This is a genomic window from Fimbriimonadales bacterium, assembly GCA_035559795.1.
GTDB lineage: Bacteria > Armatimonadota > Fimbriimonadia > Fimbriimonadales > ATM1 > DATMAR01.
Genome location: DATMAR010000003.1, coordinates 200,196 through 217,008 on the forward strand (window position 1 = coordinate 200,196; position 16,813 = coordinate 217,008).

Sequence of the window (16,813 nt, forward strand, 5' to 3'; positions counted from 1 at the left end):
ACATCAAAAATTTAATTCAGACATGCGTTCCCAAACAGAGTTTGGGAACGAGTGTCACAAACGAGGGTTAACGAGGGTTTAACAGGGTAATGAATGAAATCCCGCTTCCCCCAAGCGAATCGCTCATGAAGATGTCGGCTGTTTCACAAGAACTTCTTCCGCAACCTGCTTAGGTGCTATTTCTTTCCCGCTTAAAGCCTTGGCGGTCGTTATCACCAATCCAATCCAAAGAATGTCCGCAAGAAATAAATGAGTCATCGCCATCCAAATCGGTACGCGAAGCCAAGTACTCACGAAACCGAGCAATACCTGCAATCCTAAAATCGTGGCGACAAATCGAGCATAAGGAATAGCCCCCCCCAAACGTTTTTCGTGAATCAATGCGACGAAAATCAACAACGAAACCCCTGCTACAATCGAAATAAACGGATGCCATAGTCGTAGACGAATGAGAAAATGCGCTGTCGGCGAAAGGCCCTCTCTGAGCACTTCCGCGGTTGAGCCGGGGGGGAACAAGGTGTCTCCGAGGGAAGTAACAGCGCCGCTCATCCCGGCAAAAATCGTCGCTAAGAGAGCGATAGAAGACCACCATCCGATACTCCTACGGCTCTTATCGAAAGACGTCTCGACCTCATTGCCCCCCCACAACGCAGTCAACGTCAGCGAACCCAACAAGAAGAAAGTATTCACTAAATGCAACGCTAATGTAATCGCTCGAGCATGAGAATCGTCCTTTTCCACCAACCCAGCGAGAACTAACCAAGCGCCAACAGCCGCAGAAACTAACGTAAACAACAAACTAAAAACTGTTGTTTTTCTTACGGCATGACCTTTCGGAAACGCTTCGAACGACCAAATGACCAATCCCAGCACGAGCGCGAGTGAAATGCCGCTCGACAAACGATGAACGAACTCGATTATCGTCTCCAACCTCGGAGAAAGGGGAATGACTTCACCATTGCATAGAGGCCAATGACTTCCACATCCCGCTCCAGACCCCGTATGCCTCACCAATGCTCCCCAAAGAATGACCAAAACGTTATAACCTAATACCGCGTAGGCGAATTTCACGAAGTTATTGCGTTTCATCGAACTTAGTAATAGTATAAACGAGAGCTTCGACTTTATGCAATGAGACGCAATCATATAAACTTCAAAGGTTGCAAATCGTTCCTTACTTACGGGGAAGCGAATCGTTCAAGGTGCTCGTCCATTTTTACTTTCGCATAGGTAACCATAGAAAAGGTTATATGTTCATTTGCAAATCGGTTCCCCTTGTGCAAGCAACAAGCATTTTTATTGACCCTCTCCTTAAAGGTTCCCCCTCTTCGCTTCGCTCAAAGGGGAACCGGTATTCGATAATGCCTGAAAGATCCAAATTTTGCCTTGAAGATACGGTACCCAAAGCGCGTTTACGATGAAAACGGGGCAATACAACAATTGGGGTGCGAATTATAAATGTCGTAAAGTCGATACACTTCCGATTTATTACTTACGGCCGACAGGATAACCCATCTGCAAGCGAGATTCGTCCCATAACGCATCTCGATATACTTCGTTTCCGCTAAATGTCAAAAGCGTTTTCCCTTTCAATCTCATTCCATGTAAGGGACTATTTTTCCCTTTGCTGAAAGTCTTATTCACATCGAAAACCCATTCCACTTCGGGGTCGATGACCGCAACCTGTGCGACAGGGGTTCTACTCGGTTTTAAAGTACCTGCATCGAGACGGAAAATTTCCGCAGGTCGCGTGCTCATTTTTCTTATCATTTCGAGAGGTGATAAATAACCTTTGTGGGTCACGAAAGTCAATATCAATCCCACCGCACTTTCCAAACCGACTATTCCGAAAGGAGCCTCTTCGAAAGGAACGTCCTTCTCGTATTTCGCATGGGGCGCATGGTCCGTGGAGATGCAATCTATATCCCCCCCTGTCAATGCCTGCAAGAGAATCTCGATATCGAGTTGCGTGCGCAGAGGGGGATTCATTTTCCAATTCGTATCGAAGGGAACCATTTGTTCGTCTGTCAAAACGAGATGATGCGGGCAAACCTCGCAGGTAACCGGTGCGCCAAGTGCCTTCGCCTGTCGAATGATTTCCACCGAACCCCAAGAACTCACATGCAAAATATGTAACGGACATCCCGTGTCGAGACTGAGCATGCAATTTCTCGCTACGTGAATCTCTTCAGCGCTTCGTGGTATCCCTTTCAATCCCAAAACTGCACTGACAGCGCCTTCATTCATGCTCCCCCCCTCCGTCAATGTCTTATCTTCGCAGTGCGTTGCGACTGGTAAATCTAATTGGTGACAAATCTCCATGCATCTTCTTAAAACTTGCGAACTCTGAATGGGAAAACCGTCATCGCTCGCCGCCACGATGCCCGCCCGTTTTAACGCCGCTAAATCGGCAGGATGCTCACCATCCATCCCCCGTGTTAGCGCTCCGATGGGTGCGACGAAAATCCCCCCCGCTTCTGGCGATGCGCTTCTATCGAGGATGAAATCAATCAAAGCCGGATTATCCAAGGGGGGGTTCGTATTCGGCATACAGCATATGGTGGTAAATCCTCCCGCAGCGGCTGCCTGCGTTCCGGTAATGATGGTTTCTTTGTGAGAAAATCCGGGTTCTCGCAGATGAACGTGAAGATCCACTAAACCCGGAGTAATCCAGAGATTGGTGCAATCGTAAACGACATCCGCATCTTCTTCCCTCACTTTTTCCCCGACTTCCGTAATTTGGTCGTTCTCGATAACTACCGAACCGACAACATCCAAATTCTGAGAAGGGTCGAGGATTCTGCCGTTTCGCAAAACCACTTTCATGATGATTTCTTCCCCATCGCAGGTGCTTGTTCTTCTTTTTGTGTTTCAGAGTGCAATCTTCTCACCTTCGTCGTTTTTTCCACTGAAGACTTTTCTCGAAAGACCGTCACAAACACTGCCATTCGAACAAAAATTCCGTTCTCCACTTGTTGAGTAATAACGGAATGTTTGCCATCTGCAGTTCGATCGTCCAACTCCAATCCGCGATTAATCGGACCCGGATGCATTACGATGCAGTCCGGTTTCGCCGCTTTAAGCGAACGTTCGTTGATTTGATACAACGATGCATACTCGCCGAGACTCGAAATCAATCCGGAATTCATGCGCTCTTTTTGCAAGCGTAGTGCCATGACTACATCCGCATCCTTGATTCCTGTCATCAAGTCGTAATGCACCGAAGCAGGCAACATTCCGGTATGGCGCGGCATAAGCGTTAGAGGACCCACTAATCGAACATTCGCATTCAATTTCGATAAAAGCCAAAGGTTGCTCCGCGCAACGCGACTGTGCTGTACATCGCCGACGATGGCGACATTCAGCCCTTGTATCGTTCCTTTGCTCTCGATAATCGTCAAAGCATCTGCAAGTGCTTGCGTAGGATGTTCATGCATCCCATCCCCTGCATTGATGACGGGTCCTTCGAAAAAACGCGCAGCGAGATAAGGCGCACCGCTCGCATGATGTCGCATTACTAAACTGTCAATTCCTTCATGCTTCAAAGTGAGAACGGTATCTTTCAACGTCTCCCCTTTCGCCATGCTGCTCCCCATAATCCCGAATGAAGTGACATCCATTCGAAGTTTTCGCGCTGCTTGTTCGAAACTTACTCGAGTTCGAGTGCTGTTTTCGAAAAATAGCATTCCCACGACACGACCCGACAAATCCGGCAGGCTTCCTCCGGAGAGAGCAATTTGTTTAAGTTCCTTCGCTAATGCGAGAATCTCCTGAATTTGTTCAGTGCTAAGTTCACGAATGCTCAAAAGATGCATGATGCTGTTCCTTTCGTAACCACTACGGCTTCCTCAGATTCACTTTCACCCAATCGCACTTCTATCTTTTCTTCGGGAGAAACCTCCAAATATTTACCCACAAAATCGGGCTGAATTGGCAACTCTCGAGCGTCTCTGTCAATTAAAACTGCCAAAAGAACCTTTTTCGGTCTTCCATGATGAAACAACGCGTCGAGTGCCGCTCGTATCGTGCGTCCCGTTTGGATGACTTCATCCACGAGCAAAACAGTCTTGCCTTCTACAGAAAAGGGAATTTCGCTTTCGTCTTTCATTTCCGCTTGAGGAGGTAAATCGTCTCGATAAGCCCTGACATCGAGGCTTCCGCAAGGTATGGTGACTCCTTCGATTTGCGTCATGGAAAATGCGAGGCGCTTTGCGACCGGAAAACCTCTGCGCAAAACCCCGACTACGACGAGATCTTCCGCCCCTTTACAATATTCGAGGATTTGATGTGCCATACGCCCCAAAGTCCTCCGAATATCCGCAGCATCGAGCCGAACTTCAGCCATTTCTACTTCATTATAACACCCCTTGGGATTCACTTAACACGCGGTTTTCCTTCCTAAAAACCTTGTTCTCTTATTGAGCCTTTTCTGGCTCGACGCTCCTTAGTCGAAAAAACCATCCGCAAGGATAAAATTCCACAAGCCTTAGACACAAAAGCCCCCCCTAAGACTATAAAGAGCACCCACGAATGGCTATGCAATTTTAATGAAGTAGCCCCCCCCTTGCCTTTATGGGGAAAAATCGGGTAAAGTTCTTCCCACGATGAAGGAACAAAAGGCGCTCTCGATCATCATTCTGCTGGCCATCGTTCTCTTTGTTACCACCCTCCTCGTCCCGTTTATTCCCGTTCCGATTCCATGGCTGACCTTCGGGAGAATCCTCTCCTCTGCATGGTTCGTCTCCCTGCCTGTTTTCCTTTTGTTTTATACAAATTCGTTGCGATGGAGTTCGCAAAGTCTCGTAATTTTTTTAATATTCGGAATTCTATGTGTTCTCGGCGCATCGCTCTTCCCTTTTCCTAAAGACACCGAAAGCGAACAAATGATGAAATTCGACATTGCCATGAGAACTGCATTTTCGGGTTTAGGAACGATCCTATGGTCTGGCGCGCTGGGTGTTTTCATGGCAAAACTGATCAAAGACAAAAATCTTCTTATTCCTGTAGCCTTCGTTTTAGCGACGGTAGACATTATCGTAACGATGATGCCCTTCGGAACAGTTCAGCAGATTCTTAGAACTCCGGGGGGGCGAATGGCTTTCGAAGCGCTTGCCTACAAAGTTCCCGAATTCGGTGTCGCGACTCCTGCTGCTTTCATAGGACCTGCCGATTTGTTATTTTTGAGCATGTTCTTCTGCGTTGTTCATCGTTTCGAGTTAAATGCTCGAGCGACGCTCTTCGCTTTAGTGCCAGCATTGGTTCTCTATTTGTGGGTCGTGCTATTTTGGGGAGGTTACACTCTTTGGGGCATTCGACTGAACACTCTGCCTGCTTTAGTCCCCATAAGCCTTTCCATTCTCCTCGCTAATATTGGCAATTTCAAACTCAATCGCAACGAAAAGATCATGACATTCGCTGTCGTCATATTTTGCATATTGGCTCTTTCTTTAGGCTTTTGGTTTAGCCTAAAAAAATAAACTTTTATTAGAAAGCATCAAAAAAATCGCCTCCTCCTTTCCTAAAGGGACTTTCCCAAATAGGAATTTGAGGAAAAATCGAAAGAAGGCAAATAGATTCTATTGCTCGAAATATTCGAAAACTGCTCTCATATATCCTGCCGTCCAAATTCCTAATCTCGGAGCGCTTCCTGCAAATGCGCTCAGAGTTGCAAGCGCAGCTTTGCTATATCTCTCGGAATTCGTAAGCATCCTCAAATCCAGCAAATTCCTCGCCGCTAATGCATTCAAACTCTCATCAAATTCGTCTACGATGTTGCGATTCTCCATAACGAAGGGAGCGAAATCGAATGCAGAGGGCAAAGACGTGATGAATCCCCCCCCTGGATGTTCGAACAATTCCAACATTCTATCTGTAATGCGTTTCGCATCGTTCAATGCGGAATCGTCACCGGTCGCTCGATAACACTCGATAGCCGCTCGAGCCATCCAAACATAACTCCCTAAGTAAGATGCAATTCGTGCTCTTCCTTCAGGAGCGTGCACGACATCACCGATAGGCTGCACGAAAACCTGCATTGCGCGATGGTAAATCTCTTTCGTCTTCTTAACCGCTTCTTCATCCTTCAACGTGCTCGCGATGATAAATAAAGAAGCAATGGATTTTCCATTAATATCCGAATAAACACCTTCATCCTTTTCGGGAAGTCGAATAGAGGCTATTTTGGAGCGCAACTGTAGAATGGCTCGTTGTATTCTCTCGACTTGCTCGCGACTTACGGCGGCGTTATATTCTCTTATTCCCTTCAATCGAATCGCCCCGACCGCTGCATTCCCCTCGATTTCGAATACTTCTCCTGCAATTCCCGTGAGCGATTCGGATTCCCATTCGTACACCGAAATTTTTTCTTGAAAATCCTCGTCCGTCGCAATCCCTGCACAAAACAAACCCGTTTCCGAATCCAACATGAAGTCTAAAGCCCAATCCATCGTTTGCTTCGCAATCCAACGAAACAAAGGCGCATCGAAAACAGACCCCGCTTGAGCGTAAATACTCGCTAAAAGAAGACTGCTACTCGTAGATTTGGCGAACCTCGGCTGCCTCCAACCCGGCTCGTAGGCAAAGTGGAAAAATCCCCCCCGAATAGGGTCGTAGACAGCAGAAGAGCACAAACGAAGCAACCAAACTTTTAAATTCTGCAATGCTCTCTCATCATGGGATTCGAATAACAACTCGGGAACTTCTGCTCGGATGGGCAATGCATGCGTTTGAGACTCTATGGTGGAAACGTCAACATGTTTCAAAAGTGCATCTAAATAAAATTCTGCTATGCTCCTTTCTAAAAATCCTGGCTTAGCATTGGTGTACACTCGCATCGCACGTGCTTTTTCGATGGATGCTGCTTGTTTGCGCAGAGAATCCGGATTGTGCGCCCACTCTCGCGCGTAATTCTGCAAAAAATCAATAAATGCATCGCGCGTCGTCTCCCTCGGAAACGGTCTCAAAAATTTTTCGTCTACGATTTTTCCATCGGGTGTGAGTACGAGAATCAAAGAGTTTTCACTGCTGTAAAGCAACGGTGTATTCAGACTCACCGCAAGAGCGATTGCCGGAAATTCGTTGATATCCACACGTATCGAAACATAATGACTATTCAACAAACGAATCACGTCTCCGTCTTCGAATGCGTTCTTCGTTAGGGATAAACTCGAAGAAGAAAGGGTGCTCCCGATTTCCAAAAAAATAAGCATATTGTTTTTCTTCGCAATCTCGAAAGGTTCTGGAGAGAAGGCATACCAATTCACTTGATGATGCGAGCCGCTTCTTACATACGCCCCATACTCGATGGCTAACCTATTCGGCTGTCTCTCGGGGAGATATTTCGAAGCGAGTCGTATTCCTATTCCGAAGAGCACGATGATTACGAGCAAATTCGTAACGACGGTAAATCTCGGAGACTTAGAATGCGCCCGCATATTCTGGATTTTGGCAGTAGCCGCTTTAATTATCCCGCACCACCTCCGAATCGAGATTATTCAATAAAAAACTCACCAGCTCTTTGGAAGGGTAATACCCTTTTTCTGCTCTTCATCTTAATCACTATCGGTAACCCCAATTAGTCAGTTCAATATCGAAAGCCAACAGGAAAATCCTATAAAAAATAAGAGGCAACGTGGCGACTCCCATAATTCATCCATCCCATATAGAGAGTCACATTGAAGGTAAAATCCACTCATGGCAATAACCTTAGAGGAACTCCGGCACCTCGGTGAACTTGCAAGGTTGAAACTCTCCGATACGGAACTTATGGCTATGCATGCCGATTTGAATAAGGTGCTGGAGCATTTCGAAAGCCTACAAGAAATAGATTTCGCAGGAATCCCGCTTACTTCGCATTCGGTGGAATCGAGCAATGTCTGGGCAGAAGACGAGCCGGAAGAAGGATTAGAGCGCGATGAGGCTTTAGCGTCTGCGCCACAAGCCGATTGCGGGTTGTTCTTAGTGCCTACGATTATCGAATAAAGATGTCTCTTTTCGCCCTCAGCGCATCCGAAATGCGCGCAAGGCTCGACGCAAAAGAAATCAGCGTTCGCGAACTTTTAGAGAGCCATTTGGAGCGCATCGGATCGTGCGAGTCGAAAATCAATGCATTTCTCACTTTAACCACAGAAATCGCATACAAAAATGCAGGCGAGGCTCAAGAAAAAATCAATAGAGGCGAAAGCGACTTCTTGACAGGAATCCCAATCGCAATAAAAGACAACATCGTTACGAAAGGTATTCGAACGACTTGCGCTTCGAAAATTCTCGAAAATTGGATTCCACCTTTCGAAAGCACTCTTGTCGAAAAACTCAAACGAAGCAATCCCGTGCTCGTGGGGAAAACGAACATGGATGAATTCGCTATGGGTTCGAGCACGGAATTCAGCGGATTCAAAATCACGCGTAACCCATGGGACCTGGAACGGGTACCGGGGGGGAGCAGTGGAGGAAGTGCTGCTGCCGTTTCGGCTGGATTCGTTCCCATCGCTTTCGGTTCCGATACGGGGGGAAGTGTTCGACAACCTGCATCGTTGTGCGGCGTCGTCGGATTGAAACCGACATACGGGCGAATTAGTCGTTACGGTTTAGTCGCATTCAGCAGTTCGCTCGACCAAATCGGTCCTTTCGGAAGAACCGTAGAAGATGTAATTTTCGCTTTCGAAGCGGCGATGGGAAGAGACGTTCGAGATTCGACAACAGTTGATGCACCATACAATGCACAAGTGGCGAGAACTCCGCAAATCAAAGGTAGAAAAATCGGAGTGCCGAAAGAGTTGGTATCGGAAGAGGTTTCGCCTGAGGTTTTGAAAGTAATTAAAGAAACGATAGAACTTATTACGAAAGAAGGCGCAGAAGTTGAAGAAATCTCGCTTCCGATGATTAGTCAAGGCGTTTCAACGTACTACATCATTGCGCCTGCAGAAGCGAGCAGCAATCTTGCTCGTTACGACGGAGTTCGTTATGGCCTCCGCGTCCCTGCAACCACCGCTGTAGAAATGATGAAGCTCACTCGTTCCGAAGGGTTCGGAAAAGAAGTCAAAGAAAGGATCATGATCGGAACTTATGTTCTTTCGGCTGGCTATTATGAAGCGTTTTATGCAAAAGCACACAAAGCACGCACGGTAATCAAACAGCAATTACGAGAGGCGTTCCGAACGTACGACGTGCTTTTAGCACCGACTAGTCCTATACCAGCATTTAGAATCGGTGAACGCATCGCCGATCCCCTTGCCATGAAGTTAGCGGATTACTGCACGATTCCTGCGAATATCGGGGGGTTCCCTGCGATTAATCTCTTTGCCGGGTTCAGCGATGGTCTTCCGGTAGGAGTGCAACTCATTGCGGACACTTTCGACGAGGAAACGTTGTTTTCTATAGCGTTGGGGATGGAAAGCATTCTGCCGAAAGTTAGAATTGCACCTTGCTAATTTTCAAGGCATAACTTTCAAGCGGTGAGGTCGTAAACGGTAAACTTTTCATGAGCCCCCGTAGCTCAGCGGATAGAGCAGCTGCCTTCTAAGCAGCGGGTCGCAGGTTCGATTCCTGTCGGGGGCGCCATATTTAGGAGTGCTGTTCGTCCTTCAAGAATCCTGCAGATCTTTACGATTTTCCAAATGCGCCAATCTCTTTTGCAAATTTTCGACGTTGTTATCGAGACTCAAAGAATGTTCGAGAAGGGTGGTTTTCAATTCTTTCAATTCTTTTCGTAGGGATTCCATTTCTCGAGAAAGTTCACGCGTCGAGCCTTCGCTTTTTTGCATAAGTTCTAACATTTTTCTGCGATGATGAAGCAAGATAGCGACTATTGGAATAAGAACAGGCATTCCGAAAATAATAAAAATAATCGCAACCGCGCTCCAATCCATGCTTACCTTTCTCCTAATTCCAATTCTCGCGATTTTCTCTCGAGATGTTCCACTCGATGTCGCAACGACTCTAAATTGCTTTCGAGACTGAGAGAGTGCTCGAGAAGAGTCGCTCGTAATTGTTCTATTTCCTCACGCATTTTCGAAATGTCTTGCGATGCCTCTTTTTTTAAATTTTCAGTGAACTTTTTATCCAATCGTTTTTCTCTTTTGGAAAAGAAGTCTGCGATTGCGTTCCCGAGCATAATGATAAACACCATTACTCCGATGCCAAGAAGGATTTGCACCACAAAATTGTTCAAAAAGTCTCGAAAGATTTCCATAAGGTTATTTCATTTTCTTCGCCCCGAGAAACCGTTCGACTGGTGCGATGATTGCCTCGATATTTACGCGGCTCAACGCCTCGGCGTTGCAATCGAAACTATCTATGAAAGGAACTTCTAACCACCAGGGACTTCCCCAAGCATCAGCAAAACGATTCATCGTTCGTTGCGTATCGTTTATAGGTTTTGTGCCTTCTAACTTATAGATTATGCGAGAAAAGCCGGCTTTTTTGAATAAATCCACGGTCTCGAAAAGAGATTTTTTACTTGGGAAATCCCGCTCCCTGACACGGGGAACGCAATTTTCTCCGAAGCGTCCCACGAAATGCGCTGCGCGCTCCGGCTTGGTCAAGTGAACTGCCTCTAAGACCACTTTCGAAACCCCGAGCGTGAAAAGCAACTCGGCAATGTGAACCGTCGAGACTCCGCCAGCGTAATGCACTGGCAGAAGGGAGGCATTCAAAAGCCGATGAAGAAGTTCGATATTTTGTGGCGCGCCAGTTTTATAAGCGTCTGGCTCTTCGACATGCAACGCGATGTTCGAAGGGGAACGAAGCGGAGAGAAATTTTTCTCTGCGCTTTTTAAAAAACGCTCGACTTTTTCCGGGGCGAGAATTAAACTCGGAATCCAATTCATGAAATAAGTTCTCTCTTAGTGACATGAGTTTAACCTTATTTTGTGTTCTATGTAAGAAAGAGTCCGATAAATACAATGTAGTACATGAAATCTTTTTCGATATTTTCATGGTTCCCCTTGCACAGCAGGGGGAACCTTACGGAGGGGGTAATTACAAAATGAAAATTCGAAAAACCGAAAACCAAGACTTTCTCGTCAAATCAGTCCCCTTTGCTAAAACAGGAGGAAGCCTACGGGGTTTATAAAACTAAACTTTCGAATCAGAAATGCAAAGTCATCTCGAAAAATTCCACCAGGGGATAACACACTCGAGTATATCACCCCCTCCTTAGAGGTTCCCCCTCTTCGCTTCGCTCGAGGGGAACCAGTTGTAAGGAGAGAACCATAGTTTCGTTTCTTCTGAGTAAAGAACGAAAGTGGACCAGTGCCCAAAAAAGAAACGCAAATTTAAGCCTTGCGGCTACCGTCTTGCGATAGTTTTGTGTTTTTTAATTATCGTCTAAAAACGCATCCCGGCACAAACGGTTACACCAGTCACGCTAATGCCTTCGTCCGTTTCGTCTGTCCAATAAAACATCGCTTCGGCAAAAAGGTTGTCGGTAAATTCCATTCCGACACCAGCGCGAACTCCGAAAACCGTATCGGAGGGCTTGAAATCCGTGAATACTGGACCTATTCCGAATTGGATATAACGACGCATTCCGAGTTCACCGCTATAAATACGCTGATTTATCATCAACGGAATCGCGTTGTTGTCTTCCCCGAAATTGTGACTGAACCAATCGAGCGAAACAACGGTGTTCCATTTCGGAATGATGTGAAACGCAAGGAACTCGAGGTCTCCTCCGACATTGAGCCAAACCTCTTGTATATCGTTTATTTCGTCTTCTAACGGAATGAACGCTCCAACACGGAGCATCGTTTGCGCTTCATTCCACATTTCCTCACGTCTCTGAGCGAACACAGGCGTAAAGGCAGAAAGCGCAAAAAGACAAGATAGTCCAAAACCGAGCAACCCTTTCATTCGATTCCTCCTATGGGTGTGATATTCCCGGCTTCCTGCCGGGATGTGTGATTGTAGCGTATCTTCAAAGACGGATTCGAGGCTGTGTTTATATCAATCCTTTTTCGTAATATATCAGTTCCTCTATATCAGTTCCTCTTCAGTATATCAGTTCCTCGTCCGAGAACCAGATTGCGAGTTCTTTTTCGGCAGAGGCTCGGTCAGCGCTTCCGTGGACGATGTTTTCCTCGATAGTCAGCGCGAAATCGCCTCGGATCGTCCCTGCGGCTGCTTCGGCAGGATTCGTGGCACCTATCATGATTCTTACTGCCTGAATCGCATTCTCACCTTCAACAGCAAGAGCGACGACCGCTCCTGAAGTGAGGTAGTTGACGAGATGCCCGAAAAACGGCTTTTCTCGATGCTCGGCGTAATGCGTCTCCACGAGTTCTCTTTCGGGATGAAGAAGTTTCAATCCGACAATCGTGAGTTCACGCGCTTCTAAACGTTTGATGACCTCTCCAACGAGTTTTCTCCTGACTCCATCCGGTTTGATGAGTACGAGCGTCCGCTCCTTTTCTCCCATGCGATGGGGGATGATACCCTCCGCTTCGATAGGGTTACACATTGTCATTTCTCATTCTTTTAATCAACACGCTTTTTATTCCGAGAAAATGTTTTTCGTTATCAGGATACGAAGTCTTTCGCTTTCGTCCGTATTCTTCGTCCATAATGGAATGAGGAAGAGACGATTGACCGATGGGAAAAAACGACCTCCTCAAAGAAGTAACCGAGAAATACCGCTGTTATATCAATCCGGGTTTGCAAAAACTTCTTTCGTTTGCGGGTCTCGGCGTGGAGGTTCGCGCGGAAGGATGCACGATTTACGATAGCGAAGGGAAAGAATATTTGGATTGTTTAGGTGGATACGGTGTTTTCAGCGTGGGGCACAGACATCCCAAAGTCATCGAAGCCGCAAAACAGGCGCTCGATACGATGCCTCTTTCGGGAAAAGCATTTTTCAGCAAACCCGTCGCTGATTTAGCGGAAAAATTGGCAGAAATCACACCGGGAAATTTGAGTTATTCTTTTTTCTGCAATAGCGGCACTGAGGCTGTAGAAGGAGCACTAAAGGCTGCGCGCGCTTTTGCAGGGCGAGAAAAAATCATTTCCACCATCGGTGGTTATCATGGGAAGACGATGGGTTCTCTTTCCGCAACGGGAAGGGAGAAATACAAAAAGCCGTTCGAGCCCCTCTTGCCTGAATTCTCCTTCGTTCCTTTCGGGGATAGCGACGCTTTAGAAAAGGAAATCGATGAGCATACTGCGGCAATCATTTTAGAACCGATTCAAGGGGAAGCGGGAATTCATGTTCCCCCCCCTGACTATTTGAAGAAAGTTCGTGAAATTTGTAATCGGAAAGGAATTTTGCTCATTTTGGACGAGGTTCAAACAGGTTTCGGAAGAACCGGAATAATGTTCGCCATGGAACATTCGGGAATCGCTCCCGACTTAGCGACTTTTGCGAAAGCGATGGGAGGCGGGGTTGTCCCTTGCGGCGCCTTCATGGGAACGCCAGAAGTTTGGGAAAAGTTTTTCGGCGAAAATCCCTTGATTCATACGAGCACTTTCGGAGGGAACCCTTTGGCTGCAAACTGCGCACTGGCGACGATCGAAGTGATTCAATCGGAAGGCTTGTGTGAAAAGGCAGCGACTTTAGGAGATTCGATGAAGCGCAGTTTGGAAAAAGTGCGAGAGTCGCATCCCGACCTTATCGCGGAAGTACGCGGGAAAGGATTGATGATCGGTGTGGAATTCAAAATGGACGATGTTGCGGAAATCGTCATCGCGCAAATGGTGAAGCGAGGAGTCGTCGTCGCTTACACATTGAACAATCCACGCGTGATACGATTCGAGCCGCCTCTCGTGATCACGGAAAAGCAGGTAGAACGTGCTTGCGAGGTTTTCGCAGAGGCGGTAAAGGAGACTTCGTCGCTTTTAACTACAGTACTCGAAGAATGAAAGTTTTACTCGACGAGATATACATCCGTGAACCTGGGCGCAATCTGCGATACGATTGTTTTCGTTCGACCGAAAGCGGTTTATCGCCTGCAATCGTTTGCATTCACGGGGGGGGGATGGATAAGCGGAGACAAAGCGGATATGCGCCCTGTTGCACAGTTTTTCGCAGAGAACGGTTTCGCTGCATTTTGCCCACAATACCGACTCGCACCTCTGCACACCTATCCCGCTGCTGTCGAAGATTGCCAAGCCTTCATCGCCTATTTGCGCACGAATGCGAACGATTTGCAAATTCATCCGGAAAAAATCGGCGCAATAGGAAATAGCGCAGGAGGATATTTTGCGGTAATGCTTGCCGTTTGCGATGCTCCCATAAACGGTATGCATACACGAGTGAATGCGGCTGTGGATGTTTGCGGTTTGACGGATTTAACTCATCCCAACGAAAAGCATCCGAAAATTTCTCTCGATTTCATTTCTCAATACATGGGAAAGCCTTTCGAAGGAAACGAGGAACTTTGGTTAGAGGCGAGTCCCTTATATCACGTAGATGAAAACGCAGCCCCTCTTTTGATTTTCCACGGGATGCAAGACGATGTCGTCTTACCGGAACAGAGCATCCGATTGTATAAAGCATTGACGTCTTGCCAAGTGAAAGCCGAACTCGTAATTTTCGAAGACGAATGGCATTCGTTTTCCTTAGAAACGTTCGAAAAAATTCTTCAACGCTCTCTCGATTTCTTTTCCGAGGTTTTTGAATATGCATGTAGACCTGCGTAGTGACACAGTTACGAAACCTACTCCCGAAATGTACGAAGCCATGGCTAAAGCGGAGTTGGGTGACGACGTTTTAGGAGACGACCCCACCGTTAAGGCTTTGGAAAGCCTGGCGGCGGAACGACTCGGTAAAGAAGCGGCTGTTTTCGTTCCCAGCGGAACGATGGGAAATCAAATCGGAATTCGTTCTTGGGTAAAGCCCGGTGATGCGATTTTGGTCGAAGCAGATGCTCATATCGTATACAACGAATCGGGCGGACCCGGAGCAATAAGCGGTGTAGTTACATGGACGATTCCCGGAAATCGAGGGATTATGGAGCCCGATTTGGTTCGCTCGCGAATCACCGTAGAGAGCATCCATACCCCGGGAACGAAACTTTTGTGCTTAGAGAATACGCACAATCGTTCAGGGGGGGCTGTAATTCCGCTGGAACTGATGAAAACGTATCGAGGCATTGCTGACGAGAATGGATTAAAAATTCATTTAGATGGGGCGAGAATATTCAATGCGGCGACTGCTCTCGGTGTGAAGGCTTCGGAAATCGCACAATACGCGGATTCCGTAATGTTCTGTTTGAGTAAAGGGCTTTCCTGTCCCATCGGCTCTATGCTCGTCGGAACGAAAGAATATATAGAGACAGCGAGAATTCATCGAAAGCGGATGGGGGGCGGAATGCGTCAGGCAGGAATCTTAGCGGCATGCGGAATTTATGCGTTGAACCATTTGGTAGAGCGTTTGAAAGAGGACCATCGTCGAGCGAAGGAATTTGCGGAATCGCTCTGCGGCTTGCCCGGGATTTCTGTTGCCCCGGAGGAGGTGCAAACGAATATCGTGATGATCAATACAGATTCGCCTGCGCAAGAATGGCAAATGAAATTATGGGAAAAGGGTGTTTGGTGCTTGCCTTCGGGAAAAAATCGCTTGCGTTGCGTTTTCCATCGTAATGTAGACGACGAAGGCTTATATTATGCAATTGAGGTATTTCGAAAGATTGCTTGTTGAAACTCTCTATTCAAATGCACAGGGGGGGGGAAAGTCAAAGATTTTGTACTAATAGTTAAAAAAATTCGCGCCTTACGGCGCGCTCCTACTGGGGTTTTATGCCGAAGCGGCAGCGAGTTTTTGTGCCTGCTCGTGTTGCATGAGAGCATTGAGCATCTCGTCCATATCCCCATCGAGAAAACTTTGTAAATTATAGAGAGTCAAGCCGATGCGATGGTCGGTAACACGACCTTGAGGGAAATTGTACGTACGTATTTTTTCGCTACGGTCGCCGATGCCTACGGAGCGGCGAATCGTCGCCTGCTCTTTTTCGATTTGCTCTCGCTGCATATCGTAAAGTTTCGTTCGAAGCATTCGCATTGCGCGTTCTCGGTTCTGAATCTGGCTACGCTCGTCTTGACAACTCACGACGATTCCCGTCGGTTTATGACGAATCCGCACGGCGGATTCGGTCTTGTTCACATGTTGCCCCCCCGCTCCACTCGAACGGAAGGTTTCGATTTCCAAATCTTCAGGACGAATCGTGACATCCACCTCGTCCGCTTCCGGCATAACGACTACGGAAACCGCACTCGTATGAATTCTTCCGGATGCTTCTGTTTTCGGAACACGCTGCACACGATGAACCCCGGTTTCGTGCTTCAACAAAGAATATGCCCCTTTCGCGTTGATAGCGAACGATACGTGCGAAATACCCCCTATCGGCGTGGGCACCAATTCGATGACTTCCACTTTCCATCCTTTGCGTTCTGCGAACCGACAGTACATACGAAAGAGGTCGGCAGCGAATAGAGCGGCTTCATCCCCCCCTGTACCCTGCTTGATTTCTATAATTGCTCCCTTTTCGTCGTTTACGTCTTTCGGCAGAAGCATCTGCTTCAATTTTTCCTCTAATTGTTCGATGGAGGCCTTGATTTCTTCAGTTTCTTTTTGCGCCAGTTCGCGCATCCCCTCGTCTGCATCCTCCAACAGGGCTTTCGCTTGTTCGAGTTCACGCTTTTTTTTCTTGAGCTCGCGATAAGTGGTGACGATGGGTTCGAGTTCGGCATTTGCTCGACCCAGTTCTTTTAGTTTCGCAAGATTCGAGACGATCTCTGGATTTTGGAGATCTTCTTGAATCTGCTCATAACGCTTTTCGATTTCTTCGAGTTTTTCCCACATTTTTTTCGAATTAAATTATAC

Annotated in this window: 17 protein-coding genes and 1 tRNA gene; 7 read left to right on the top strand and 11 right to left on the bottom strand. The window is 47.1% G+C overall.

All coding sequences use genetic code 11. The features are described 5' to 3' along the window. Positions 1–123 precede the first annotated feature (123 nt). The 4 genes from VNK96_01525 to pyrR form a co-directional block, all read right to left on the bottom strand. On the bottom strand, positions 124–1,089 hold the full coding sequence (locus VNK96_01525; GenBank protein HWP30395.1) for a COX15/CtaA family protein: 966 nt from the start codon (positions 1,087–1,089) through the stop codon (positions 124–126). Positions 1,090–1,488: 399 nt separating this feature from the next. Then, the gene (locus VNK96_01530; protein ID HWP30396.1) at positions 1,489–2,826 is read right to left on the bottom strand and encodes a dihydroorotase; all 1,338 of its coding nucleotides are present in this window, start codon (positions 2,824–2,826) and stop codon (positions 1,489–1,491) included. Continuing rightward, positions 2,823–3,815, bottom strand: a complete 993-nt coding sequence (locus VNK96_01535; GenBank protein HWP30397.1) for an aspartate carbamoyltransferase catalytic subunit — start codon at positions 3,813–3,815, stop codon at positions 2,823–2,825. Before VNK96_01535 ends, VNK96_01530 begins: the two co-directional genes overlap by 4 nt. Further along, on the bottom strand, positions 3,803–4,345 hold the full coding sequence (pyrR, locus tag VNK96_01540) for a bifunctional pyr operon transcriptional regulator/uracil phosphoribosyltransferase PyrR (GenBank protein ID HWP30398.1): 543 nt from the start codon (positions 4,343–4,345) through the stop codon (positions 3,803–3,805). The genes VNK96_01535 and pyrR overlap by 13 nt, the downstream gene beginning before the upstream one ends. 259 nt (positions 4,346–4,604) lie before the next feature. Between pyrR and VNK96_01545 the strand changes: the two genes are divergently transcribed. Beyond that, positions 4,605–5,477, top strand: coding sequence for a hypothetical protein (locus tag VNK96_01545; GenBank protein HWP30399.1), 873 nt, complete (start codon positions 4,605–4,607; stop codon positions 5,475–5,477). A gap of 99 nt (positions 5,478–5,576) precedes the next feature. Here the strand turns inward: VNK96_01545 and VNK96_01550 are convergent, their stop codons facing one another. Next, a complete protein-coding gene (locus VNK96_01550; GenBank protein HWP30400.1) occupies positions 5,577–7,433 on the bottom strand; it encodes a DUF255 domain-containing protein in 1,857 nt (618 codons plus the stop codon). A 259-nt stretch (positions 7,434–7,692) separates the two neighbouring features. Here VNK96_01550 and gatC point away from each other — a divergent pair, with 259 nt between their 5' ends. The 3 genes from gatC to VNK96_01565 all read left to right on the top strand — a co-directional run bounded on the left by gatC (position 7,693) and on the right by VNK96_01565 (position 9,558). Continuing rightward, positions 7,693–7,980 (top strand): Asp-tRNA(Asn)/Glu-tRNA(Gln) amidotransferase subunit GatC, encoded by a 288-nt coding sequence (gene gatC, locus VNK96_01555; protein HWP30401.1) that lies wholly within the window; start codon positions 7,693–7,695, stop codon positions 7,978–7,980. Positions 7,981–7,982: 2 nt separating this feature from the next. Beyond that, positions 7,983–9,428: an Asp-tRNA(Asn)/Glu-tRNA(Gln) amidotransferase subunit GatA gene (gene gatA, locus VNK96_01560; GenBank protein HWP30402.1), complete on the top strand. Its 1,446-nt coding sequence runs from the start codon at positions 7,983–7,985 to the stop codon at positions 9,426–9,428. Positions 9,429–9,482: 54 nt separating this feature from the next. Next, positions 9,483–9,558, top strand: a tRNA-Arg gene (locus VNK96_01565). A 23-nt stretch (positions 9,559–9,581) separates the two neighbouring features. Here the strand turns inward: VNK96_01565 and VNK96_01570 are convergent. The 5 genes from VNK96_01570 to ndk form a co-directional block, all read right to left on the bottom strand. After that, a complete protein-coding gene (locus VNK96_01570) occupies positions 9,582–9,866 on the bottom strand; it encodes a hypothetical protein (GenBank protein HWP30403.1) in 285 nt (94 codons plus the stop codon). Positions 9,867–9,868: 2 nt separating this feature from the next. After that, positions 9,869–10,189, bottom strand: a complete 321-nt coding sequence (locus VNK96_01575; protein HWP30404.1) for a hypothetical protein — start codon at positions 10,187–10,189, stop codon at positions 9,869–9,871. A 4-nt stretch (positions 10,190–10,193) separates the two neighbouring features. After that, on the bottom strand, positions 10,194–10,826 hold the full coding sequence (locus tag VNK96_01580; protein ID HWP30405.1) for a HisA/HisF-related TIM barrel protein: 633 nt from the start codon (positions 10,824–10,826) through the stop codon (positions 10,194–10,196). Between the two features lie 499 nt (positions 10,827–11,325). Beyond that, positions 11,326–11,850 (bottom strand): hypothetical protein, encoded by a 525-nt coding sequence (locus VNK96_01585; GenBank protein ID HWP30406.1) that lies wholly within the window; start codon positions 11,848–11,850, stop codon positions 11,326–11,328. A 139-nt stretch (positions 11,851–11,989) separates the two neighbouring features. Next, positions 11,990–12,463, bottom strand: coding sequence for a nucleoside-diphosphate kinase (gene ndk, locus VNK96_01590; GenBank protein ID HWP30407.1), 474 nt, complete (start codon positions 12,461–12,463; stop codon positions 11,990–11,992). 125 nt (positions 12,464–12,588) lie between these two features. On the opposite strand from ndk, the gene VNK96_01595 reads away from it, so the two are divergent. The 3 genes from VNK96_01595 to VNK96_01605 are packed head-to-tail and all read left to right on the top strand — an operon-like array spanning position 12,589 to position 15,631. Next, the gene (locus VNK96_01595) at positions 12,589–13,851 is read left to right on the top strand and encodes an aspartate aminotransferase family protein (protein HWP30408.1); all 1,263 of its coding nucleotides are present in this window, start codon (positions 12,589–12,591) and stop codon (positions 13,849–13,851) included. Between the two features lie 27 nt (positions 13,852–13,878). Continuing rightward, a complete protein-coding gene (locus VNK96_01600; GenBank protein HWP30409.1) occupies positions 13,879–14,631 on the top strand; it encodes an alpha/beta hydrolase in 753 nt (250 codons plus the stop codon). Further along, positions 14,612–15,631, top strand: a complete 1,020-nt coding sequence (locus VNK96_01605; protein ID HWP30410.1) for a GntG family PLP-dependent aldolase — start codon at positions 14,612–14,614, stop codon at positions 15,629–15,631. The genes VNK96_01600 and VNK96_01605 overlap by 20 nt, the downstream gene beginning before the upstream one ends. A 96-nt stretch (positions 15,632–15,727) precedes the next feature. Here the strand turns inward: VNK96_01605 and prfA are convergent, their stop codons facing one another. Then, on the bottom strand, positions 15,728–16,792 hold the full coding sequence (prfA, locus tag VNK96_01610) for a peptide chain release factor 1 (protein ID HWP30411.1): 1,065 nt from the start codon (positions 16,790–16,792) through the stop codon (positions 15,728–15,730). Positions 16,793–16,813 lie beyond the last annotated feature (21 nt).

Bases quoted from the DNA above. Each gene is read 5' to 3' on its own strand.
- VNK96_01595 (HWP30408.1), top strand. From the start codon at position 12,589: ATGGGAAAAAACGACCTCCTCAAAGAAGTAACCGAGAAATACCGCTGT.
- VNK96_01580 (HWP30405.1), bottom strand. From the start codon at position 10,826: ATGAATTGGATTCCGAGTTTAATTCTCGCCCCGGAAAAAGTCGAGCGT.
- ndk (HWP30407.1), bottom strand. From the start codon at position 12,463: ATGACAATGTGTAACCCTATCGAAGCGGAGGGTATCATCCCCCATCGC.
- VNK96_01545 (HWP30399.1), top strand. From the start codon at position 4,605: ATGAAGGAACAAAAGGCGCTCTCGATCATCATTCTGCTGGCCATCGTT.
- VNK96_01605 (HWP30410.1), top strand. From the start codon at position 14,612: ATGCATGTAGACCTGCGTAGTGACACAGTTACGAAACCTACTCCCGAA.
- VNK96_01550 (HWP30400.1), bottom strand. From the start codon at position 7,433: ATGCGGGCGCATTCTAAGTCTCCGAGATTTACCGTCGTTACGAATTTG.
- prfA (HWP30411.1), bottom strand. From the start codon at position 16,792: ATGTGGGAAAAACTCGAAGAAATCGAAAAGCGTTATGAGCAGATTCAA.
- VNK96_01530 (HWP30396.1), bottom strand. From the start codon at position 2,826: ATGAAAGTGGTTTTGCGAAACGGCAGAATCCTCGACCCTTCTCAGAAT.
- pyrR (HWP30398.1), bottom strand. From the start codon at position 4,345: ATGGCTGAAGTTCGGCTCGATGCTGCGGATATTCGGAGGACTTTGGGG.
- gatA (HWP30402.1), top strand. From the start codon at position 7,983: ATGTCTCTTTTCGCCCTCAGCGCATCCGAAATGCGCGCAAGGCTCGAC.
- VNK96_01525 (HWP30395.1), bottom strand. From the start codon at position 1,089: ATGAAACGCAATAACTTCGTGAAATTCGCCTACGCGGTATTAGGTTAT.
- VNK96_01535 (HWP30397.1), bottom strand. From the start codon at position 3,815: ATGCATCTTTTGAGCATTCGTGAACTTAGCACTGAACAAATTCAGGAG.
- VNK96_01575 (HWP30404.1), bottom strand. From the start codon at position 10,189: ATGGAAATCTTTCGAGACTTTTTGAACAATTTTGTGGTGCAAATCCTT.
- VNK96_01585 (HWP30406.1), bottom strand. From the start codon at position 11,850: ATGAAAGGGTTGCTCGGTTTTGGACTATCTTGTCTTTTTGCGCTTTCT.
- VNK96_01570 (HWP30403.1), bottom strand. From the start codon at position 9,866: ATGGATTGGAGCGCGGTTGCGATTATTTTTATTATTTTCGGAATGCCT.
- gatC (HWP30401.1), top strand. From the start codon at position 7,693: ATGGCAATAACCTTAGAGGAACTCCGGCACCTCGGTGAACTTGCAAGG.